Origin of the sequence: uncultured Bacteroides sp. (genome assembly GCF_905207245.1) — a bacterium.
In the GTDB taxonomy this organism is placed as follows: Bacteria; Bacteroidota; Bacteroidia; order Bacteroidales; family Bacteroidaceae; genus Bacteroides.
On the sequence record NZ_CAJLKP010000010.1, the window covers coordinates 78,080 to 100,745 of the forward strand.

Sequence of the window (22,666 nt, forward strand, 5' to 3'; positions counted from 1 at the left end):
TTCTATTGAAGGCCGGAGGATGACCGGATAAATCTGAGCAATTCTTTGTTTGCCTGGCTATCCATGACGGTTTCCCGTTTTTCTTCAAAAAGATTGAGTGTTGTGGAGCATTCCCCACAGATGTCAATGCCTACTACCTGTTCTTTCTGAAGAATAACAGCCAGCAGTTTCTCCAATTCCCATAAGCTGAGAGAACCTTGATCCCAGTTTGTTGCTGCCGAAGCCGGATTCAAGACATCCTTGTCTATGGAAATGTAAACCGGTCCGTTGATATGTCCGGAAGAAAAGTTCTGCCAACCCTCTTCGTGCATGAGCGTAGTTTCACTGTAAAACCGAACTTGTCTTTCATATCCTTTCGGCACAGCCTGTATCAGTTTGTCTGAAGAACCTACGATAATTACTTTCTTGCAGTTGTTGTTATGGTCCAATATATCCTTTACCCAACTTCCGCAAGAAAGTATGTTGTCAAACAACGGTGGCTGCATATCGGGATGGTGGTCGAACACAATCAGCGAAAACGGAGTTTCAAGTTTGTCTGTCCAGAATTTAGTCAAATAATGATAATTGCCTGAATCAATGAAATGGACTCCCTCCGCCGGATAATCAGCAATCATCCCCTTCAAAGCCAAAGCCCCCTCCCTGTCACAGTAGCCATCTGTACCATAAAGATGACGACAATCCAGCCATATAAATTTATTGTTCCGGGCAAACGCCTCGTAGTCATACACTCCCGTGAAGTTCATGATGATGATCGGCCATGCTATCCGTTTATCTGTTTTTTGATTTTGCCCGCTCATACGTTGTTTTTGCATATCCTTTTACTGTTCATTAAAACCATCGTACATAACAGAAATCTTGTCGGTGAGGTAACAAAGCATTCTTGGGATACATACGGAAGGCCTGCTTGAAGCTTCCAGCGTTGAAAATGCCGGATGTCGCCTTAAAGGTATATAAATTCCCATTCTTGGAAACCGGCAAAAGGGGAATAACCTCATATATGTGATCCTGACCGTCTTCACGCCTGATAATGACCGATTCTATTCCGATTGCGTCATCCAGGCCTTTCTCATCAACGACAACCGTCACCTCATATTCCTTTCCGGCTTCAACCGTGGCATTCAGCCCATTCCCTGCCTCTATGGATTTGATTTCTATGGCATCCCATCTGCTTCGGACGTTTGCTTTCCAGTCAGCCATCATTTTCGCCTTCGCAAAGTTGTCGGCTGCCAGAATGTGGAAATGCTCTGACAGTTTGTTATAGAACCTGTCATAGTAGTCGTCCAACTGTCTTTTCATGGTAAAATGGGGAGCGATTTGTGCGATTGAGTTCTTGATATACTTGACCCAGTCTTCCGAATAGTTCTTCCCCCCATGCTCGTAATACAGTGGCAGGATGTCATGCTCCAACAAATAATAGATGGCTTCGGCATCCAGCTGGTTTTGGTACTGTTCATTCTGATAAGTCCTTTTATCAGTCAGTGCCCATCCAGCATCCTTACGGTATCCTTCATACCACCAACCGTCCAGCACGGAGAAATTAAGCACACCGTTCATCAATGCCTTCTCGCCCGACGTACCCGAAGCTTCTGCCAACCGCGTAGGGGTGTTCATCCAAATATCCACCCCCGAGATAAGATGGCGTGCCAGGTCCATGTCGTAATTCTCCAAGAATATGATTTTACCTAAAAATTCCGGACGCCGGGATATTTCCACGATTTGCTTGATCAGCCCCTGCCCGGCACCGTCATTGGGATGGGCTTTGCCTGCAAAGATGAACTGTACCGGATATTTCGGATTATTCACAATCCTGGCAAGTCGGTCTATATCCGTGAACAGAAGATGAGCCCTCTTATATGTAGCAAAACGGCGTCCGAAGCCTATTAGAAGAGCATCGGGATTGAATCTCTCAAAAATGGAAACGCTCAATGCCGGATCAATCTGACTCCTGAGCCAGTCCTTGCTGCATTTGCTTTTGATATAGTCCAGCAATTTTGCTTTCTGTTTTAACCGGGTATTCCATATCTCTTCATCCGGGATGCCATAGACGGCCTCCCAGATTTTCTGATTGGACTGGTCGCAGAAAAAATTCTCATCAAAATTGTCCTTGAAAAGCTTTTTCCATTCTGCCGCACACCAGGTAGGCAGATGTACCCCGTTGGTTACATAACCCACATGGTTCTCTTCCGGGAAGTATCCCTTCCAGATCGGCGCAAACATTTGCTGGGATACCGATTTATGCAACTTGCTGACACCGTTTACCTCCTGGCAGGTCTTGCAGGCGAAGACAGACATGCAGAAACGTTCCTCCTTGTCTCCCGGATTGTGACGCCCGAGATCCATCAGGTTATCCCAGGTTATACCCAACTTGCCAGGATATCCCTTCATATATTTATTGAAAAGCCCTTCGTCAAAATAATCATGACCAGCGGGTACGGGAGTATGTACGGTATAAAGTGAGGAAGCACGTACCAGCTCCATGGCCTGCCCGAAATTCAAGCCGCCATTTATGTAATCACAAAGCCGCTGGATATTGATCAGTGCGGCATGCCCCTCATTACAGTGATATACATCTTTCGTTATACCTAAAGCTCTCAGCGTTATCATCCCGCCTATGCCAAGCAGTATTTCCTGTTTTAGCCGATTCTCCCAGTCGCCTCCATACAGATGGTGAGTGATAGGGCGGTCAAACTCGCTGTTGAGTTCATTGTCCGTATCCAGCAGATAAAGGGGAATACGCCCCACACTGGCTTTCCAGACATTGGCATGTACCACAAAACTGTCGGCATAGGGGACGTGGATTACCAGTTGTTTCCCATCCGGTTGCATTACCTTTTCAATCGGGAGCTGCCCGAAATTCTGCGCTTTATAATTGACTGTCTGCTGGCCGTCCATGGAAAGCGACTGGTCAAAATAACCGTAACGGTACAAAAGTCCTATGGCACAAAGGTCCACATTGCTGTCCGACGCCTCTTTCAGGTAATCCCCCGCCAACATTCCCAAACCGCCGGAATATATCTTAAGGACTTCATCCAAGCCGTATTCCATGCTGAAATAAGCTATTGACGGGCGCTGGTGATCCGGTTCCACATCTACGTATTTTTTGAAGGCGGAATAGACGGCATCCATTTTATAGACAAAGTTCTCATCATGTGCCAGCGCTACAAGCTTCTCATAATTTATCCGCTCCAGAAACAATACCGGATTCTGTTCCACCTCTTTCCAAAGTTCCGAATCCAAATCACAATACAGTTTCTTTGCGTCATCATTCCATGTCCACCAGAGATTATGTGCGATTTCTGCAAGTTTTCGCAGTTCTGCAGGAAGATGTGAACCTACTGTAATCTCCCTCCACTGAGGGGTATTTACATTATAACTTGAATATTCCATGACATTTTAATTAAATAAGTCCTAATCTTTATTCAGTCCTTTTATTATTTTTCGTTTACCGACAATCCATACCGTATCATTCTCCTTGAAAATTGTATCAGGGTCTGGATTCATAATATTCACGGTACTCCTCTCTATTCCGATAATGATGCTATCCGATATGTCTGCCTCCCGGATCGTCTTTCCGATCAATGGTGAACCTCCTTCGACAGGAAATTGCCCTATTTCCATCTCATCCTGCGAGGATGTTCCGTTCCCGTTCCTTTCTACCTTCTTTTGCTCCATGGATGTCCGGAAGCTTTCCAACTGTCGGTCCGTACCTACGACCGTAACCTTGTCATATGGATAGAGATGTTCTTCCCCTTGTGGTATATCTAGGCGTTTTTCTCCACGGGTGATTGAAATCACATTTATCTGAAACAAGGTGCGCAAGCTGCTTTCTTTTAATGTTCTGCCCACATATATGGAATCAGGGGATACTGTGAAATCCGCCAAATGTAATTCCTTGAACGGGATATTGCTGCCAAAGGTGGAGCCTGTATCACTTTCTGTAGAAAGTCCATTCCCGTCCGTCCCCTGAAAGTTTGCCATAAATTGTCTCTCTATAGTCAGCGACCGTTTCTTGATCCGCTTGGAAAAATAAATGACGGCAATGATAATGGAAGAGACTACCAACCCGGCTCCCAAGGCAACATTGAAAAGATGGGTAATGATACTCATCATGATAATCGTGCAGATCAGTATTTTGACAAGTACTATTGATACCAAAGGCCCTCTGTTGAACTTGTTGTCCGTCCAGAGTTTACGGAACTCGGTTGAATTGTTCCTTTTCATGATGATGGCCCATAGAAACGGGGATATGACAAGAAAGATGATGATGAAGCCCAACAAGTTCCCTTCCATTCCCGGCAGACTTTTCCTAATCAAAGGATGCACATAGGAAAAATATAAAGTGATGAGAAAAACGCATACGACCAGATAGAGTGTGACAGACACCAGCATAGACCGGATCAGTTTATGCCAAGTACCCTGGTGTTTTACAGTCATTGCCCCGGACGTATAGTGTACGAGATAATCTTTCAGGGATTCAGGCATGTGGATGTCTATAAACCGGTATGCTGGTTCCGAAAGCCGTATCATATAGGGGGTAAGAAAAGTCGTTATGACAGATACTGCCACTATGACCGGATAGAGATACTTGTCCGTAACATTCAGACTGACGCCTAAAGATGCGATGATGAATGCGAATTCACCGACCTGTGTCAGTGAAAAGCCGGACTGTATGGCAATTTTCAACGGCTGGCCGGAAAGCAAGACACCAAAGCTCCCGAACAGTACCTGACCGGACAGTACCAGCAATGTCAGGATGAGAATAGGGACGGCATATTCCCACATCATGGCAGGATCGATCATCATTCCTACCGACACGAAAAATATGGAAGCGAACAGGTCTTTTACCGGCTGTACGATATGTACGATTTTTTCCGCTTCAACGGTCTCTGCCAGCAGGGACCCCATGACAAAGGCTCCCAATGCGGCAGAAAATCCCGCTTTTGTCGCAATCATCACCATTCCCAGGCAAAGTCCCAGAGAGGTTATCAATAAAATCTCGTTGCTGGTGAAACGGCGTATCTTCTTCAGCAGGGTAGGTATCAGATAGATACCCAATGCCGACCAGAAAATCAGGAAAGCGGCCAGCTTCAATATACTTTCCAGCATCTCCTTCCCTTCAAAATGTTTGCCTACCGCCAACGTGGAAAGAACAACCATCATCACTACAGCCACCAGATCTTCGATAACAAGAATCCCCAAGACAATGCCAGTGAATTTCTGTTGGAGAAGTCCCATGTCATTGAAGGCCTTGAATACGATGGCCGTGGACGACATGGACAACATTCCACCCAGAAAAATACTGCTCATGTGGGAGAACCCCATTGCATTCCCCGCTGTATAACCTATGAACATCATGCCACATACAATAGTGACAGTGGCAACGATAGCCGTAATGCCCACATTTATCAATTTCTTGAACGAAAAGTCCAGTCCCATCGCGAACAGCAGAAAAATGACACCGATGTCCGCCCATATTTTGATATTGGCAGGATCGGAAACAGTCGGGACCAGAGAAACGGAAGGACCCGCCATAATACCGGCTACAATGTAGCCCAATATGACCGGTTGCTTCAGCCACTTGAAAATGACGGTTACAATACCGGCAATAATCAGAATTATGGCAAGATCCGATATTAAAGGAGCAACTTCTGACATATTAACGGTTATTTTAGATCGATAATTCGTTAAGGACCCGGATCAGGCTTTTGTCAATAGGCTTGTCCTTTTTGATTGCCTGGACAAAAGGAACATAAACAATCTCGTTGTTCCGTATGCCTATCATAACATTTCGCTGGCCTTCCATTAAGGCCTGGATTGCGGCTTCACCCAGCCGGCTTGCCAGTATACGGTCATTGGCACTCGGAGCACCACCCCGTTGCAGATGGCCCAGGATAGAAACCCTGACATCATACCCGGGATATTCCTTCTTTACCCGGTCGGCGTAATATATGGCACCTCCATTCTTGTTTTCAGGACTTTCGGTCACAATTACGATGCTGCTGTTTTTCGTCTTTCTGAATCCGCGCCCGATGAATGTTTCCAACTGGTCCACGTCCGTCCTGTCCTCCGGGATGATGGCCGCTTCAGCACCGGAAGCTATTGCGCTGTTTTGTGCCAGGAAGCCCGCATCACGCCCCATCACTTCGACAAAGAAGATACGGTCATGGGAGGTTGCCGTGTCCCTGATTTTATCCACGCATTCCACAATGGTGTTCAATGCCGTATCATATCCTATGGTAAAATCGGTACCATATAGGTCATTGTCAATGGTGCCGGGCAATCCTATGCACGTCACATCATACTCCTCCGCAAAGATACGGGCTCCCGTCAGGGAACCGTCTCCACCGATAATTATCAAAGCATTGATGTTCTCTTTCTGTATGACCTTATAAGCTTTCTTGCGTCCTTCGGGAGTGGTGAAAGTCTCGGAGCGAGCTGTTTTCAGTATGGTGCCTCCCCTCTGGATAATGCTACTTACATCTTCCGTCGTGAGTTCTTTCACTTCACCGGCAATCAGCCCCTCGTAACCTCTATAAATTCCTTTCACTTTAAATCCGTTAAAAATGGCGGCGCGGGTCACGGCACGGATAGCCGCGTTCATTCCTGAAGCATCCCCTCCGGAAGTCAGAATTCCAATATACTTGTTATCCATAATTTGTTTTTTATATTTTAATTAATCAGGCAAAATTAGAAAGCAACTGTTTTAGCCTTTTTCTGCTATAAAAGATACGGCTTTTTATCGTACTCAGTGACACTCCTATCTTTGCGGCTATTTCCCGATATTTGACTCCGGTACAACATAAAAACGACATAATGTGCTTTAGGCAATGTTTTAAGGGCTTCCCTTATCTCTTTTGCATCATGCCCGTTATCCACGAAAATGAAAGAGTCGTCCCTTAACAGGAAATGATATTCAGGTTCTGATAATACATATAAATTCCCTCGTATTTTCTTTGTCCGGCAATTATTGATAAATGCATTGCGCATGATGGTATACATCCAGCCTTTAAAATTCGTACCGGAATCAAACTTATCCTTATTATCCAACGTCCTCAACATTGTTTCCTGCAACAAGTTTTCTGCTTCATCCTTGTCAGCAGTCAGTTTATATGCAAAACAATGCAGTTCATTCTGAAGGGCTACCAGCGCTTTATCGAAATCAAATCCTCTCATTATATTTATTTTGGAATTCAAATATCCGGGTGAAGGCATTCCCTGATAATAAGAAATGCCTTCTGTAGAGTCTCATCAAGATATCTTATTTGACATCAATAGTTTTGGTGGTTTCCTGAACCTTCTTATCTACGACTTTGGGAATATCGATAAACAGGACCCCGTGTTCCACTTTGGCCGAAATTTTATCTTTTTCCACATTATCCGGCAGCAGGATACTCTGCTGGAATCGGGAATAGGAGAATTCACGGCGCAAGTATTTTCCGTCTTTCTTCTCCTCCTTTTTCTCGTCCTTTTTTTCCATGCAGATTACCAGATTGTTGCTTTCATCCACACTTACCTTAAAATCATTCTTGGTCATTCCCGGAGCTGCCAGTTCTACCTTGTAGTCCTTTTCATTCTCAATCACATTGATGGCTGGAGCCGTAGCGTTTGCTCTTGCCATCCATTCATTGTCAAAGAAATCGTTAAAAATACTCGGTAACCAATTCTGGTTTGTTTTTACAGGTACCATTTTTACCTCCTCTTTAAAAGTTAATAATTAAAACTTAAAAAAAAGCATCTGCTTGATAGACAGATTTTTATTTTTTAGCCATCCCTTGTTTGGCCACAGCTTCTGCCCGTTTCCGTATCTCTTCCGGGTTTCCAAGGTAGTAGTCCTTGACAAGAACCAGCCTGTCGTCAAATTCAAAGACATAAGGAACTGCCGTAGGCAGGTTCAGGTTGGAAATATCCGTATCGGAAATTCCTTTGAGATGCTTGATGATTCCGCGCAGGCTGTTACCATGGGCGACTACCAGCAGGCTGTCCTTATACATCAATGCGGGAAAGATGATGCATTTCCAGTAAGGCATGACACGCCCAATAGTATCTTTCAGGGATTCCGTACGGGGAAGTTCGCTATCTGGTACACCGGCATAGCGGATATCCATGCCCGGATTACGGGGATCATCTTTGCCTACCGGAGCGGGAGCCACGTCATAGCTTCTTCGCCAGATGTGTACTTGTTCTTCACCATATTGGACCGCTGTTTCACTCTTATTCAGTCCCTGAAGCATGCCGTAATGCTTCTCGTTCAGCCGCCAGGTCTTTTCAACCGGAATCCAGTCTTTATCCAGCCGGTCCAAGACACAGTTCAACGTTTTTACGGCACGTTTCAAGTAAGAAGTGTAAGCTGCCTCAAAAGAAAATCCAGCCTCCCGTAATGCATCGCCTGCCTTGCAGGCTTCTTCAACTCCTTTCTCGCTTAAATCCACGTCCGTCCATCCAGTAAAACGGTTTTCTTTGTTCCATAGACTTTCGCCATGACGTAATAACACTATTCTTTTCATGGATACTTCTTCTTTATGCAATGGTTATTGAAGAATCCAGATATACGTCCTGAATGGTGTTCAGAAGTTGAATTCCGTCTTTCATCGGTTTCTGGAAAGCCTTACGACCGCTGATCAGCCCCATACCACCTGCACGCTTATTTACTACTGCCGTTACGACAGCATCATGCAGGTCGGATTCCCCATGGGATTCACCGCCCGAGTTAATCAATCCGACACGTCCCATATAGCCATTCGCCACCTGATAACGGCAAAGGTCTATCGGATGGTCAGTGGTCAGTTCCGAATACATACACTCGTTTGTCTTTCCGAATCCGATAGCCTTGAAACCGCCGTTATTGGATGGGAGCTTCTGCTTCACGATATCGGCTTTAATGGTAACCCCGATATGGTTGGCTTGTCCTGTCAAGTCGGCAGCGGCATGATAGTCGGTACCATCCTTTTTGAAGCTGCTGTTTCTCAAATAGCACCACAGAATAGTAGCCATTCCCAGTTCGTGGGCATATTCAAAAGCCTGTGACACTTCCACTATCTGGCGGCGGCTTTGTTCCGAACCGAAATAAATGGTAGCACCGACAGCTACGGCTCCCATGTTCCATGCCTCTTTCACCGTACCGAACATTACCTGGTCGTAGCTGTTCGGATAAGTCAGCAACTCATTATGGTTCAGCTTGACGATAAAAGGTATCTTGTGTGCATATTTGCGTGCCACGGCGCCCAACACACCGAATGTGGATGCCACGGCATTACACCCTCCTTCAATGGCCAGCTTTATGATGTTTTCGGGATCGAAATAAAGCGGATTGGGGGCGAAAGACGCTCCTGCAGAATGTTCTATGCCCTGGTCTACAGGCAGAATGGATACATAGCCCGTATTGGCCAGACGTCCATGTCCGTATAAAGCCTGCAAACTTTCCAATGTACGGATATTCCTGTCGGAATTCATCCATACCTTATCTATCATATCCGGTCCCGGAATATGGATAAGTTGTTTGTCTATCGTCTTACATGTATGGTTCAGGTAGTACTCAGCCTTTCCTCCCAATAAATCTACTATTTTCATTTTATTTATTTTTATTGATTATTCTGGTTTATGACTCCCGTTCACCCAGTTTTGCATCCATAAAAAGGATAGCACAGTCTCCGGCTTTCCTCAGATGACTAACAATATTGAGTACATTCGCTTCATCTTCTACTTGCTCACGAACAAATTGCCACAAGAAGTCCTGAGTGGCATTGTCTTTCTCTTCGGATGCTACCTGTACCAACTCATCAATCAGTTTGGAAACATGTTTTTCATGCTCCAAAGCATGCTCGAATACTTCAACAGGGTTACCCCAACCTTGTGGAACCACATCGACCTTGTCTACTTTCGGGGTTGCCTCACGCTTAATCATGTACCCGGCAATGGCATATGCATGCCCGGTCTCTTCTGCAGACTGTTTCTGCATCCAGCGAGCCATTCCGGAAAAGCCCTCTCTTTCCAGATAAAAAGACATTGATAAATACAGGTTGGCAGACCATAATTCTGCTGTGATTTGCTCATTCAGAGCATTTTGCAATTTTTCAGTCATGATGAATCAAACTTTTAATGTTAATAATAAATCCAAATTATCTCTCTTCTTTAAGAACAAGCATGGGCTTGTTTCAAGATTTCAATTAATACCGGACGTATCCCGCTGATAAAACATTCCACGGCGATCACCATTAGAATAAGTCCCATCAGTCTCATCATCACATTGTTTCCCGTCTCTCCCAAGATTTTTAAAAGCTGGGTGGACGCGCACAGAATAAAGAAGGAAAGAATGCAGACCAAAGCGATTACGCCAAGCAATACTATTTTGAAAGTATATTCCGAAGCATCTTCCATCAATGTTATTCCACTGGAAATCGCTCCCGGACCGCATAACATCGGAATGGCAAGAGGTGTGATGGTTATATCTTTGGAATATTCTTTTCGTTCAGTTTCATTCAGTTTCACATGGGTAAAATGTGCCTGCAACATATCATATCCGATTTTAAAGATGATGATACCTCCCACAATCCGGAATCCGTTTGTTGAGATGCCGAAAAAATGAAACAGAAACCTGCCCGATAATGTAAAAAGGACTAATATGATAAATGCAATGGTACATGCTTTCAAGGCGATATATCTGCGTTCTTTCGTATCCATTCCATCAGTCATTTGCAGGAATACCGGCATCACTCCAAGAGGGTCCATCAAGGTGAATAGCGAAGTGAAACACAATGTTAAATATACAAATATATCCATGATGACATATAGTTTATTATCGATTATTATATCGCAAAAAACATACCAGATAGCATTCTGCAATATTAAATTTTGCATAACATCAATCTTAAATCCATACCGTCAAAAATAAGGTAGTTTCCGTTCGTTTTCCTTGGCGAGGATACGTAACAATTCCATAAATGCCGTACTTACATATATACGGTCTGCATACAGCCCGCTGATGAAAGAATGGAAGGACATGCTTACATTCCAGCATAATATGAGAAATGTGTTTACCTGACGTGATATGTACTGCTCATGTTCAAGCAATTCATTCAAGGCATTCAATGGCGTTGTCCATTCATGTGTATCCCGTTTCATTTCATTGATTACAACACATCCTCCATCATGGCATATCCGATTCATCATCTGATAAACCTTGTTCATATTGTCCTGTGCTTGGGAGTTCAGCCAGGAGCTAAGTATTGGAAGCCGTTCATCTTCAAAATAAACCTGCAATGACAGGTATAAACCGGTTGACCATATTTCTGTATTGATCAACTCATTCATGGCGTTTTCTATTCGTTTATCCATTATCACTCTGAATATTGAAAATCCATTACTAATATCATGTGTTATTCTCAGTATATAAAAATTCCATTCGATTGTGGGTAACCCATAAAACGGAATTCTTAAACGAGGCTTAAATAATAGGATAACTTATCGGCGTAGACAAATTGTCATAAAAAATAGCACTATGATGTCTTTTTGTCTTGCCTCCCTTGCAGAATATCCAATAAGACATCCAGTTCTCTTTCTATTCCTTCAATCTTATCGGAAATACAGTCCAAAGTATTATGGTGCAGACTAGCTTTACACTCCTGCAACTCTCTTGACAGAGAAAGTATCTGTAACCAAAGTTCTTCCTCTATGTGATAGGGGGAGTTACTATTATCTAGTACCATAGCAGGAGAAGGCAGAAAAGTGCTTTGGCATGTAATTTGTATGATAATGAACGGTATGTTCCGAAAGAGACAGGAATGGAAATGAAAGGATAGAATATTCCACAAAAGACAGTAACAAACAAAGGGGGAAAGTCGTTGGAGACAGTTGTCTCGCTTTTAAAACAAGTTGCTTTCATAATGTTTATTATAAGCCAACCCTGTTCCCTGGAGTTGTGTTTATATAAAGTTAAGCGTGGGAACTTTGGTATTACCGTTCAGAAGTATCCCCATACTCAACAACATATAATACACAAAGCCCCACGCCTATATATAACAAAAATCCATATAGATAGAACGTGGAGCGTCCAATGTATTATCCAATTGTTGTTTCGAAATTGGGGATTTCCTGAACTTGGATAATGCCTTAACGCTTTACTATAAATCTTCTATTTTCAAAAGACTAATACAAATGTAATAAAAGAAATGAATTCTTTGAAAGGAAATATCTCTTTTTTTTAAGGGGTGGCTTAATTTTTCTTTATTTAAAGTCTTAGAATTACTGCCCACCAAAGCCCGTCACGAATGTTTTGAAATCCTCAAGCTGTACATTAAGCTCTATATAGTATAGCAGAATAGCAGAAAAACAGACCATGATACCGCAGGTATATAGGTCATAACCCACTCTTCCGTAAGTATCTTATCTATTTGACAATAATAAAAATGTAAAGGAGGATAATGACATGGACAATATTCGTATCCCAATACATATAGGTTAACATATAAGGGAGAATGGTCACGGAGTCCACAAACCATAGAATGAAAAAATATATTTCCATCGTGTACGGTTTATGTCTCTATCCGGATATTTGACCGGTGCCGCAAATGCGCAATGCATACTCCACAAAAAAACACCAGGGAGGAAAAATAAGTCATACTGAATAACGCCTGTCTGTAATGGGCCATGGATACAAATGAACTACAGATAATAGCTGCAATAGATATAACGATACAAGCACAAAATAATGTACGAACGTGTCCATCAGTTGCATTTGGATGAAACAGTACCACTTTATGCAATGTTTGGTTAGATTGAGTCTGAACATAGGACCTTAAAAATTAGACGGATATAAATTTACTAAAAATCTGTGGAAAAGAGGAATAGAAAGGCGGAAATGTTTTTAAAACGGCTATGAATAAAGCGTTTGTGAGGACAAATGAGGACAAAGGCATAAAACGAGGTAACGCAAAAAAAGTAAATTTATGAAGTAGAAAGGTTGCTAAATCATTACCCCGTGAAAGGTGGTTTTTGATACTCCGTGCTGAATTTTTCTCCGTATGGCTTCGGTTGGTTTACAAGGCATAACTCATTGATACTTAATTTTAAACTTAAAAAACGAGTATGGCAAGAAGTACATTCAAAGTGCTGTTCTACGTGAACGGCAACAAGGAGAAAAACGATATTGTCCGCATCATAGGACGGGTAACGATTAACGGGATTGTGACGCAGTTCAGCTATAAGTAGAGTATCCCGAAAACGCTTTGGGACGTGAAAGGGAACAGGGCGAAAGGCAAGAGTGCGGAAGTACGTGATATCAACCTTGCCCTTGACAACATCAAGGCTCAAATCATCAAGCACTACCTGCGTATATTCGACCGTGAAGCGTTCGTGACGGCTGAAATGGTGAGCAATGCTTATCAGGGTATCGGCAGTGAGTATGAGACACTGCTCAAAGCGTCCGGACGTGAGAACGAAGTATTCAAGAAGCGTGTCGGAAAAGACAGGGTAATGGCAACCACCGTTCACGGGTGGTGGCAAGAAACCATGTGGCAGCGTTCATCAAGTCTTTTTACAGACGGACGGATATGTTCATGCTGGAGATTAAGCCCGACTTCATCAAGGGGTTTGCAGCCTACCTATCAACGAAAGCGGGACTTCACAACGGGACGATATGGGAAAAATGCATGTGGCTGAAAGGCGTTGTCATGTGTGTGCACTTTAACGGACTAATACCGAAAAAAACGTTTGCCCAATTCCACATCAGCCCTAATGTGACGGAACGTGAGTTCCTGACGGAAGATGAACTGAAAACGTTGATGACGCACGAGTTGGGGATGTCCAACTGTTCTATATTCGTGACATTTTTGTTTTCGCCAGCTTCACTGCCCTCTCTTTCGTGGACATCAAGGAACTAACCAATAGCAACATCGTAGAAGTGAATGGTGAGAAGTGGATATTGTCCAAACGGTACAAGACAAAAGTGCCGTTCCAAGTGAAACTGTTGGATACTCCTTTGCAGATTATCGAGCGTTACCGACCCTGTCAGGAAGACAATCTCATATTCCCTAATCTCAACTACTGGTCTATCTGCAAATCTCTGAAAAAGGGGATGAAAGAGTGCGGATAACAAAGGATATTTCATTTCAGTATTAAAACTATTAAACGGGCGTAATTTAATTCGACAGAAAATCCGGCTTCTGACAGCCATTTTTTCACTTCATTCCGAGAGTTTGCAGTTTGACTGCCATAAACAGCAATATTTCAGCATGGGGACATAGTTTGCGGATATTATCCACACTTTGTGCTGTTCCGCTTCCTCCATGTGTACAGAATGGGAGTATCTTTTTCCCGGACAAATCATAACCGGACAGGAAACTTTTTACAGGAGAAGACAGAAGACCACCCCAAATAGGACTACCGATAATCAATGTATCATAATCATCCATATTCTCTACTTTTGTACGCAGAGCTGGAAGAATATGATTGTCTCTTTCATTTTTGAAACGGTCAACCACTTCATTATATTCATCAGAATAGGGTTCTTCCGGTTCAATCTCCACCATGTCGCATCCAATAAGTTCATGGATAATGTTGGCTACAGTTTGCGTATGTCCGCTCCATGAGAAATAGACTATCAATGTTTTCCCCGGCTCTGAGTGAGGCAACGAATCTATCTTATCTTCAACAGCCGGAGTGTTGCTGCACGAAAGGAAGGTTAAGAGCAGCATTGCCAATAAGCACTTCAGTTTCATAACTATTTTTATTTAGGTTTTGGGGTTATCCTCTGTTAATTTCTATCTGTCCAGCTGTTTCTCATACAGCCACTTCGACAGCAGGTCAGCTACTTCCACATTGTTCAAATCCGACATCGGGAAGTGCGTATTCCCATGCAGACCGACATCGGGCAGATGAATGACCGTCACGTCACCGCCCAGCTTATTGAGCATTTCGGCCCACTTGCGCATGAGATGCAGACGGCGTGTCCATTCGTAAAGTTCCGGATGTTCGTCTGTTTCGGGCAGGTTATCCCCATAGTAAATGATGATGGGAATTTCCATGTATCTCTTGAAAACTGCCATAGGGACTTCTATTCCTTCTGTTTTTTTAGACCGTGTCAAGACTTTGCCTTCTTCGGGAACTTGACCGGTTGGGAAGGGTACACTTCCACCGGGTTCGTATGCTACAATGGCTTTGATGTTCTTCGTTTTGAGCAAAGTAAACCAACCCACCGGACCGCCTTGTGAATGAGTGACAAATATGGCCGGACCGATTTTGTCAAAAAGAGCAGCATAGGCATCGGAATAGACATCGAAGTCCAAAGGTCCGATGGTCGGCGTCATCTGCCGGAAGTACTGGTTTAAGGCTTCCCGGTCGCGACTGAACTGTACACCCTCGAAATAATCAGGATAGATTCCCACACGGAAACGGTTGAACCATTCTTCTTCATCGAATACCGGTTCCAGTGTGACAGCTTCCGTACTCCGTCCGGCATTTCCCCGGCGAGGCTGGTCGACAAGATAGGTGGAGAAACCTTTGCGAAGAAATATATTCTGAAACCCTTCGCGTCCGTCAGGAGTGGTCTCCCATGTTTTGGAAAACTGGCCGACACCATGTGCAAAAACAAGCGGATATTTCCGTGCATCAACCGGTTTCTGATAAAATACATAAGCATGGTCGCCGTGGTATTTGTGTCCCAATGAATCGGTCAGTACGGTGCCACCTACGGCAAAACTGCCTTGTTCCTCTATTTGCAGAATATTCCCTTTGTAACAATTACAGCCCGACAGTAAAGCGATGAACGTCATGTAAAATATCTGTTTCTTCATACACGGATTATTTTGGGATTTTAGACTCCTGCAAGGCATCGTAGCGGCTACCCACCACAGGAATGGCAGCTACGGCTGTTTCCAGTTCTTCTATCTCTTCTGCCGTGAAACGGATGTCGCAGGCACGAAGGTTCTCTTCCAGATGAGAGAGTTTGGTGGTGCCCGGAATAGGCACGATAAAAGGCTTCTTGTTCATCAGCCAGGCCAAAGCTATCTGTGCCGGGGTAATGCCTCTTGTACGGCCGAAAGCGTTAAGAACTTCCACAATACGATAGTTGGCGCGTATGGCTTCGGGCTGGAAGCGTGGCAAGGTCTGCCGGTTGTCGTTGGTAACATCAAACTTGGTATATTCATTGATCATACCGCCCAAAAAACCACGGTTCAGCGGACTGTATGGAACGAAACCGATGCCCAAATCCTCGCACAGCTCCAACACTCCGTTCGTCTCTACCATGCGGTGCATCAAGTGATATTCGCTTTGGATTGCCGTAACCGGACATATCTTGTGCGCACGGCGGATGGTATCAACGTTTACTTCACACATGCCCCAATGCAGGATTTTACCTTCCTTGATGAGTTTGCTGCATGTTTCAGCCACCGCTTCAATCGGTGTGTTCGGGTCTATGCGGTGCTGGTAGAACATGCCCAATGTTTCAACTCCGAGATTGCGCAACGAGTTTTCACAAACCCGGCGGATGTTGGCCGGAGTGCTGTCCTCTTCGGTTTTAATCTGCACACCGTTTACAAACTTATGTCCGAACTTCGATGACACAAATACCCGGTCGGTATATCCTTTCAAGGCTTCGCCGACCAATTTTTCATTGATGTGGTAGCCGTAGCTTTCGGCTGTATCGAAAAGGGTCACCCCACGTTCAACAGCTTCATGCACCAGGGCGATTTCTTTTTCCCTGCTCGGGTACTGGCTGCGGTTATGGTTCAAGCCCATACAGCCATATCCCATTGCAGAAACAGTGAATGCCGTATTTCCGTGTCCCAATGTTCGCCGAGTGCGCACCGCCGCCATGCCTGCAGGGATGTTGTTTGCAACTTGTTGTTTCCCCATCCATACCCGTTCTGCTGCCGTTACCTTGTTCAAGGTAGGCCCGACACACATGGCAGCTCCTGTCAATGCCGCCATTTTAAGGAATCTCCGGCGGCTCATATCCTTGTCTTTATCCATATTTGATAGTCTTTAAATTATTTCTGTTGCAAAGTTAACGTGACAGAATTGATAAACTTTTTTTGATATATATCATCTAAGCTGAATGATGTATTATCCTGTATTCCAAGCGATATTTATAGGCAACTATCTTTCAAAATCGTATATATTCAGTCCTAAATCCGGATTATATGTGCGACTTATCCGCTCGCTATAATCTTCCACCACGAACTCCCCTGCACCATTCTGTATTGCGGAAAGTAGATGTCCGGCTAAAGCGGAATAGTCGCTCCTGCCGACGGTTATATGCAAATGAAGATATACCTGCTCATTCATAGATGATATATTCCCTGTAAGGTTGGATATTTCCATTTGCTCCCGGAATGTCTTATCATCATATGCTTTTGTCTTGGGATTGAAGAAACGGAGGGTCAGCTCTCCGATAGCACCAATCCCGTTGATAGAACCCGACAGAATTCCTTTCTCCTTGCAGAAAGCATTCAGGGCTTTCACAATTTCAGTATGATTGTTAATGCTGACAATATACTTGTTGCCAATTTTCTTGTACGAATACATATTCTTTTCGTTTTGTGCGTTTGCCGGAGCAATCAGTACCCCGACAAACAGCAAGATAAACAATAATTTCTTTATAAAATGCCCCATCAGTACACTTATGACTGTCTCTGTTTTGATTAATCTTACCATAATAGATAAAATTATCCCACATCAGTGCTTTCCACTTTTGTTTTTAATCTGCACACCGTTTACGAACGTTACCTTGTTCAAAGTTGGCTCTTCCTTCTTATTTTCCATATTCTTCCATTATATCACGCGGAATTTCCCATAAAACACTGTTTTCTACAGCATCCATCATAAGATGTGTTGGCTCTCGGTTAAAATAGCTGTCAATACACCAGACAACATCTTTTTCACATGCTAAATGTTCTATCACATCCTTATCATGCTTTAGGTAGTGCTGTCTAATAAATCCCTTTTCTATATAAAATAGGCAATTACAGATATCACCTTCATTTAGAATTATATCACCTTTTTGATATTTCTTAGGCTGAATAATATCTGCAAAAAGGCGAATATTCTCCAACTTAAGTTTGCGATTAGGGCATGTTTCAGCTATAATCTGTTTTGCAATGTCAAATTGAATACTCATAGGCTAAAGTTATTTATATCCAACATTTTGTTTCAATTTTGGGTTCAAGTCTATACTTTTTTGTGGAATAGGAAAAACTGTGGTATACCCATTTTTCTCATCAGCCAGTTGGACTCGCTGATCGTATGATTTGTGATAAACTCCAAAACGCACCATATCTTGTCGTCGCCAGCCTTCCCATACTAACTCCAACAAACGCTCTTTCAATATGTTCTCAAGCGTAGCTTCTCGATATGGCATACCAACACGACCTCGGACTTCGTTCAACTCCAACGAGCCATCCTCACCATTACGTACCTTTGCCTCGGACTTCATCAGGAGAGCATCGGCATAGCGGAATAGCACGATGTCGTTATCCGGTTGTCTACCGTCGGAATGTGAGGTCCTATCAACCTCATATTTTGCCATACGAGCACCAGCTGTCTTGACATAGGAGCTTCCCGTAAGATTCAACTTTAGCTCCAATGGGAAATACTCCAACTGCTGTCCATTGTCCATCATTACAGGCTTTCCATCAACCTCTACGATGCCGGCATAGAAGTTCTTTTCAAAGCGAGCATCTACATCATCTGTGCCGTATCCGTTGGCTAAGACTGTTGAGATATTGGCACTGGTACCATTTTCCGATGAGCCACCCAACGCACCGCCATGGTTGTAGTGTCGTGATCGGAAGAGATACCAGAACTGCGCAGCATAGAGGTTCTTATCCAACGGAATGGTGAATATGTTTTCGTTGGAGTTCTCGTTATGCACAGAGAAATTATAGCTATAATCGTCCTCCAACCGATAACCTACCTCGGCAAGTTTATTGCAATATTTGATACAGGTCTGCCAAGCGTTGAGTTTCTCACCATCGACGGTGAAAAATATCTCTTTACCGTTCCGTGGAACGCCATCAGTCCAATTATCATCACAATATATCTCGGCATTAAGAGCCAACTTAGCCAAAAGGAAATTAGCTACAGGTGTTGTTATACGACCATAGTAGTTACCCATCTTATTACTACGCTCATTTGGCAACAACTCGGCAACCTCCTGCAACTCATTCACGATAAAACGGAAAACCTCGCTACGCTCGCTCTGCACAACTTCATCCTGCGGTTGTTCATAGGATGTTACGATGGGCACTCTGCCATACATATCCATAATGTAGTAGAAAAGTGCTCTCAGAGCTCGCACCTCAGCTTCGTAGGCCACTCTCTGCTCCTCAGATAGGTTATGGCTATACTTATCGATGATATGCAGAGATTTGTTCGATAACACAACAACCTTGTAGAGGTATTTCCAAGTATTGTAGAGTGGTAAATCATTAGGACTCCACTTATGCTGATACATATTCGTCCACAAACCTCCATCGTACCAGTCGCCACCACGAATAGGTATCATGGCTTCGTCTGTAGTAAGTGTGTTATAGTCATAAATCCCACGACAGGTCCCCTGTAAACCCTCACTGTCTGCACTGCCACCAATGTAATTGTAGAGCACAGCCACTGCATTAATATATATGTTGTTGGCATTGTTGTAAATGTCTTCTTCATAAAGTTGATCTCTAGGGTCTTCAGTAAGACAAGAGGTCATCATCGTTGCCAAAGCAACCATCAATATGTTTATATATCTTTTCATAACTGTAAGCGGTTAGAATTGAATACTAAGACCTAACGAATAGGTACGATATAAAGGATAGGTGCGTTTGTCGTCAATGCCCAAAGTGTTGCTTACTACATAACTGTTTATCATTGGAGTAAGACCGCTATAGCCTGTGATTGTTGCAAGGTTGCTAATGCCTGCCGAAAGACGCAATGACTTCACAGCCTTGGATTTCATTGGAATATTGTAGCCTATGGTAATATGTTCAATATTTACATAGTCACCTTTTTCCAACCAATAGTCTGAAACATTCTGATCAATAATATTTTTTTCAGGAGCACCCTTCAATACATTGTAGTCAGGGAATATAGACATATTGGTATAAGCCAAGCCCGTGCCATTGAATATCTTATGACCGAAAGCACCATTTATCTGCATGGCAATATCAAAGGACTTGTAACGGAAACTGATGTTTGATCCAATAGTTACCTTGGGGGTTGCCTGACCTGCTATATACCTGTCTCCGCCATCGCTAAAATCAATCTCGCCATCATCATTCAAATCTTCAATATCGTAACTGTAGCCACCAAGTTCATTTTCTTTAAGCCCTTTGCAGTGAGGTAGATAGAATACCCCCAATGGCTGACCTACAATCTGATATACTACATTATTGTCTCCACCGTTCTGACCTGCACCATAAAGCGAGCCAATCGGAGTAATATCTGAAGCTGTCATATGCATACCATTATACTCTCCACTAAGCGAAAGTAACTTATTCTTCTGGTAGGACATATTGAAGTTGATATTCATCTCCATATCCTTTCGTTGAATGGGAACTACCGAGATTCCTAGTTCGACACCCTGGTTAGACATCGAGCCGATATTTGCCATCAGTTTATCGAACGCAAAGGTCGGAACGGGAACATCATACTCATAGAGCATATCCGTTGTCTTTGAGTAATATAATTCCGAGGTAAGCATCAACCGATTATCCCATATACCTAAGTCAAAACCGATATTAAATGTTGAACGAGTCTCCCACTTAAGGTCCGGATTCGTGTTGCGTATACTTCCCATTGTTACGGTAGGTGCACCGTTGATGGATACGATACCATTCTCCTTTACGGTATTAAGTGTTGTATAGGATGTTATACCTCCAAGATTTCCTGACCGACCATATCCGGTTCTTAGTTTCAACATTGTTATAAAGTCAGTATCAGAGAGGAAGCCTTCTTTTTTTACATCCCAACCCAGTGATACTGATGGGAAGAATCCGAAAGTATTGTTATCGCTTACCATTGAAGAGCCATCTCCACGGAGTGCTGCCGCAATAGAATATCTATCCTTGTAACTATATGTGACACTACCCATTATTGAAGCAAGTGACGGGTCTTCATAGCTACTGCTCGTACCACCGAAAGGACGCGATGATGTTGCTCCGATGTTATTATAGGAGAAATCATTTGTTGTTATTCCTTTTGCCTGCACCCATAAACCAGTCCTTACCTGTTTAAGATATTCTGCGCCAACAACAGCATCAAGGTGTGAGTCTCCCCAAGCATTGTTATATGAGAGGGACACATTTGTAAAGTAGTCTTCACCCTTGAACTCTCCACGATAAACATTGCCTTGCGCCCACACCCATGTAGGACAAAATTGAGCATTTCCCGTAGATGAATATGAATAAGAGCCGAAAGCCGACAATATCAAATTGTCAAGGATATTAAATTTCAGCCCCAAATGTGTATTGAAATTCCGTTCTTCGGAGTCATTTTTCTCATAGAGGAGTGCTCCGGGGTGGTTGATGTGTGATGCAGCCGAGTTCTTCACCCAGTTGCCATTAACATCAGTTCCTGCTGGATATGTAGGATTCTGTGCAGCTGCCGAGTAAAACAGTATTCGTGTATCGAAAATGTCGTGTATCTTTGACGAGTAGCCATATACACCAAAATCGCCAACTAAGCGACCATCGAAAGCCTTTTGTGTAGCATCAAGTTTTACCACTAAATTTCGGTAATCGTTAACTTTGACAATTGTATTATGATCCATAAAACCGAACGATGCTCGATAGTTTGAGTTTTCCGAACCACCGCTAAAAGCCAAGTGATGCTGATGTATCAAGCCCGTACGAGTAATTACATCGTGAAAATTGGTGTTGTAGCCACCATTATTGTAATCTAATCCAAGTGCCTCTGCTGTAGCTATATACTCCGGGCCGTTGAGCATTTGCAGATGTTTATACATTGACTCGAATCCGTAGTTGCCATCATATGATATTTCGAAACCTCGCCCCGTTCCTTTCTTGGTCTTAATCTCAATTACACCTGAAGCACCACGGGAACCGTACATTGCCGTTTCGGTAGCATTCTTCAAAATAGTGAAACTCTCGATGTCTGCGGGATATATGGTAGATAGCGTAGCGATGTCAGATGTCACTCCGTCAATAATTACTAACGGGTCATTGCCACCCATAATGGATGTGGTACCACGCACACGGATACTATTCAGCATAGCGAGCCTGTCAGTCCCATTAGTGGTGACGTTCACACCGGCAGACTGACCACTCAATACATCCAAAGCATTATTCAATGGTCCCTTCTTGATATTCTCGGGCCTGATATGCTCTAATGATTTAGTCGCCGAAATGGTATCTTGTTTCTCTCTGATATTCTGTACTTGTGCATCAATTTTTTGAGCACTACAGATGAAGAACATTATGACAAGACAAAGACTGACTCTTCCCATCTTGATTCGTTAAATCTCTGTAGATTCCCCAGACCAGACAGTTAATAAATCTTATACGCAATGTATTATAAAGAGGGGGATTGGGAATCTGTACTATTTCCCTGCCTGTCCGTCCGCTTAGCCATTGTATATTTTTTTTTGTTATTTCATATCAGTGATGCTGATAATCCAAACAAGAACAGAGTAAACATCTACCTCTTTTATACATAAATCCTTTCCAAG

The 22,666-nt window shown here is 43.3% G+C and carries 19 protein-coding genes and 2 pseudogenes; 1 reads left to right on the forward strand and 20 read right to left on the reverse strand.

The window, feature by feature from the left end; all coding sequences use genetic code 11:
* Positions 1–2: 2 nt before the first annotated feature.
* The 13 genes and pseudogenes from QZ135_RS05305 to QZ135_RS24885 all read right to left on the reverse strand — a co-directional run bounded on the left by QZ135_RS05305 (position 3) and on the right by QZ135_RS24885 (position 11,702).
* Complete coding sequence (locus QZ135_RS05305) at positions 3–812, reverse strand: arginase family protein (RefSeq protein WP_004295276.1); 810 nt, start codon at positions 810–812, stop codon at positions 3–5.
* A gap of 16 nt (positions 813–828) precedes the next feature.
* Positions 829–3,387 carry an alpha-glucan family phosphorylase gene (gene glgP, locus QZ135_RS05310; RefSeq protein WP_004295277.1) on the reverse strand — a complete coding sequence of 853 codons (2,559 nt, stop codon included), beginning with the start codon at positions 3,385–3,387 and terminating at the stop codon, positions 829–831.
* Between the two features lie 21 nt (positions 3,388–3,408).
* Positions 3,409–5,655 (reverse strand): cation:proton antiporter, encoded by a 2,247-nt coding sequence (locus QZ135_RS05315; RefSeq protein WP_016270716.1) that lies wholly within the window; start codon positions 5,653–5,655, stop codon positions 3,409–3,411.
* 13 nt (positions 5,656–5,668) lie between these two features.
* Positions 5,669–6,652: a 6-phosphofructokinase gene (gene pfkA / locus QZ135_RS05320; RefSeq protein ID WP_004295279.1), complete on the reverse strand. Its 984-nt coding sequence runs from the start codon at positions 6,650–6,652 to the stop codon at positions 5,669–5,671.
* A gap of 25 nt (positions 6,653–6,677) precedes the next feature.
* Positions 6,678–6,752, reverse strand: a pseudogene (locus tag QZ135_RS24880) (RNA polymerase sigma factor); the annotation flags it as partial.
* Positions 6,718–7,173, reverse strand: coding sequence for an RNA polymerase sigma factor (locus tag QZ135_RS05325; protein WP_005641942.1), 456 nt, complete (start codon positions 7,171–7,173; stop codon positions 6,718–6,720). The pseudogene QZ135_RS24880 and the gene QZ135_RS05325, both read right to left, overlap by 35 nt.
* 85 nt (positions 7,174–7,258) lie before the next feature.
* Complete coding sequence (locus QZ135_RS05330; RefSeq protein WP_004295281.1) at positions 7,259–7,687, reverse strand: Hsp20/alpha crystallin family protein; 429 nt, start codon at positions 7,685–7,687, stop codon at positions 7,259–7,261.
* Positions 7,688–7,754: 67 nt separating this feature from the next.
* Positions 7,755–8,504 carry a 2,3-diphosphoglycerate-dependent phosphoglycerate mutase gene (gpmA, locus tag QZ135_RS05335; RefSeq protein WP_004295282.1) on the reverse strand — a complete coding sequence of 250 codons (750 nt, stop codon included), beginning with the start codon at positions 8,502–8,504 and terminating at the stop codon, positions 7,755–7,757.
* A 13-nt stretch (positions 8,505–8,517) separates the two neighbouring features.
* Positions 8,518–9,567, reverse strand: a complete 1,050-nt coding sequence (locus QZ135_RS05340; protein WP_004295283.1) for a class I fructose-bisphosphate aldolase — start codon at positions 9,565–9,567, stop codon at positions 8,518–8,520.
* A 28-nt stretch (positions 9,568–9,595) separates the two neighbouring features.
* Positions 9,596–10,078 (reverse strand): ferritin, encoded by a 483-nt coding sequence (locus tag QZ135_RS05345; RefSeq protein WP_004295284.1) that lies wholly within the window; start codon positions 10,076–10,078, stop codon positions 9,596–9,598.
* A 50-nt stretch (positions 10,079–10,128) separates the two neighbouring features.
* On the reverse strand, positions 10,129–10,776 hold the full coding sequence (locus QZ135_RS05350; RefSeq protein ID WP_005650034.1) for a MarC family protein: 648 nt from the start codon (positions 10,774–10,776) through the stop codon (positions 10,129–10,131).
* Between the two features lie 102 nt (positions 10,777–10,878).
* Entirely contained in the window at positions 10,879–11,331 is a 453-nt protein-coding gene (locus QZ135_RS05355; RefSeq protein ID WP_005641945.1) for a ferritin-like domain-containing protein, read from the reverse strand.
* Positions 11,332–11,492: 161 nt separating this feature from the next.
* A complete protein-coding gene (locus QZ135_RS24885; RefSeq protein WP_004295287.1) occupies positions 11,493–11,702 on the reverse strand; it encodes a hypothetical protein in 210 nt (69 codons plus the stop codon).
* Between the two features lie 1,378 nt (positions 11,703–13,080).
* Here QZ135_RS24885 and QZ135_RS05360 point away from each other — a divergent pair.
* A pseudogene (locus tag QZ135_RS05360) lies at positions 13,081–14,083 on the forward strand (phage integrase SAM-like domain-containing protein); the annotation flags it as partial.
* An 88-nt stretch (positions 14,084–14,171) separates the two neighbouring features.
* On the opposite strand, the gene QZ135_RS05365 reads toward QZ135_RS05360, so the two are convergent.
* The 7 genes from QZ135_RS05365 to QZ135_RS05395 form a co-directional block, all read right to left on the reverse strand.
* Positions 14,172–14,711, reverse strand: coding sequence for a flavodoxin (locus QZ135_RS05365; RefSeq protein WP_004295290.1), 540 nt, complete (start codon positions 14,709–14,711; stop codon positions 14,172–14,174).
* Between the two features lie 42 nt (positions 14,712–14,753).
* A complete protein-coding gene (locus QZ135_RS05370; RefSeq protein WP_005641952.1) occupies positions 14,754–15,785 on the reverse strand; it encodes an alpha/beta fold hydrolase in 1,032 nt (343 codons plus the stop codon).
* 7 nt (positions 15,786–15,792) lie between these two features.
* Positions 15,793–16,965 carry an aldo/keto reductase gene (locus QZ135_RS05375; protein WP_004295292.1) on the reverse strand — a complete coding sequence of 391 codons (1,173 nt, stop codon included), beginning with the start codon at positions 16,963–16,965 and terminating at the stop codon, positions 15,793–15,795.
* Between the two features lie 126 nt (positions 16,966–17,091).
* Complete coding sequence (locus tag QZ135_RS05380; RefSeq protein WP_005641953.1) at positions 17,092–17,649, reverse strand: PPC domain-containing DNA-binding protein; 558 nt, start codon at positions 17,647–17,649, stop codon at positions 17,092–17,094.
* A 97-nt stretch (positions 17,650–17,746) separates the two neighbouring features.
* Positions 17,747–18,112 (reverse strand): cyclic nucleotide-binding domain-containing protein, encoded by a 366-nt coding sequence (locus QZ135_RS05385; RefSeq protein ID WP_016270714.1) that lies wholly within the window; start codon positions 18,110–18,112, stop codon positions 17,747–17,749.
* A gap of 9 nt (positions 18,113–18,121) precedes the next feature.
* Entirely contained in the window at positions 18,122–19,735 is a 1,614-nt protein-coding gene (locus tag QZ135_RS05390) for a RagB/SusD family nutrient uptake outer membrane protein (RefSeq protein ID WP_294606553.1), read from the reverse strand.
* 12 nt (positions 19,736–19,747) lie between these two features.
* Positions 19,748–22,444: a SusC/RagA family TonB-linked outer membrane protein gene (locus QZ135_RS05395; RefSeq protein WP_016270713.1), complete on the reverse strand. Its 2,697-nt coding sequence runs from the start codon at positions 22,442–22,444 to the stop codon at positions 19,748–19,750.
* Positions 22,445–22,666 lie beyond the last annotated feature (222 nt).

Coding starts and splice junctions, on each gene's coding strand:
- QZ135_RS05305 (WP_004295276.1), bottom strand. CDS start 812: ATGCAAAAACAACGTATGAGCGGGCAAAATCAAAAAACAGATAAACGG.
- glgP (WP_004295277.1), bottom strand. CDS start 3,387: ATGGAATATTCAAGTTATAATGTAAATACCCCTCAGTGGAGGGAGATT.
- QZ135_RS05315 (WP_016270716.1), bottom strand. CDS start 5,655: ATGTCAGAAGTTGCTCCTTTAATATCGGATCTTGCCATAATTCTGATT.
- pfkA (WP_004295279.1), bottom strand. CDS start 6,652: ATGGATAACAAGTATATTGGAATTCTGACTTCCGGAGGGGATGCTTCA.
- QZ135_RS05325 (WP_005641942.1), bottom strand. CDS start 7,173: ATGAGAGGATTTGATTTCGATAAAGCGCTGGTAGCCCTTCAGAATGAA.
- QZ135_RS05330 (WP_004295281.1), bottom strand. CDS start 7,687: ATGGTACCTGTAAAAACAAACCAGAATTGGTTACCGAGTATTTTTAAC.
- gpmA (WP_004295282.1), bottom strand. CDS start 8,504: ATGAAAAGAATAGTGTTATTACGTCATGGCGAAAGTCTATGGAACAAA.
- QZ135_RS05340 (WP_004295283.1), bottom strand. CDS start 9,567: ATGAAAATAGTAGATTTATTGGGAGGAAAGGCTGAGTACTACCTGAAC.
- QZ135_RS05345 (WP_004295284.1), bottom strand. CDS start 10,078: ATGACTGAAAAATTGCAAAATGCTCTGAATGAGCAAATCACAGCAGAA.
- QZ135_RS05350 (WP_005650034.1), bottom strand. CDS start 10,776: ATGGATATATTTGTATATTTAACATTGTGTTTCACTTCGCTATTCACC.
- QZ135_RS05355 (WP_005641945.1), bottom strand. CDS start 11,331: ATGGATAAACGAATAGAAAACGCCATGAATGAGTTGATCAATACAGAA.
- QZ135_RS24885 (WP_004295287.1), bottom strand. CDS start 11,702: ATGGTACTAGATAATAGTAACTCCCCCTATCACATAGAGGAAGAACTT.
- QZ135_RS05365 (WP_004295290.1), bottom strand. CDS start 14,711: ATGAAACTGAAGTGCTTATTGGCAATGCTGCTCTTAACCTTCCTTTCG.
- QZ135_RS05370 (WP_005641952.1), bottom strand. CDS start 15,785: ATGAAGAAACAGATATTTTACATGACGTTCATCGCTTTACTGTCGGGC.
- QZ135_RS05375 (WP_004295292.1), bottom strand. CDS start 16,965: ATGGATAAAGACAAGGATATGAGCCGCCGGAGATTCCTTAAAATGGCG.
- QZ135_RS05380 (WP_005641953.1), bottom strand. CDS start 17,649: ATGGTAAGATTAATCAAAACAGAGACAGTCATAAGTGTACTGATGGGG.
- QZ135_RS05385 (WP_016270714.1), bottom strand. CDS start 18,112: ATGAGTATTCAATTTGACATTGCAAAACAGATTATAGCTGAAACATGC.
- QZ135_RS05390 (WP_294606553.1), bottom strand. CDS start 19,735: ATGAAAAGATATATAAACATATTGATGGTTGCTTTGGCAACGATGATG.
- QZ135_RS05395 (WP_016270713.1), bottom strand. CDS start 22,444: ATGGGAAGAGTCAGTCTTTGTCTTGTCATAATGTTCTTCATCTGTAGT.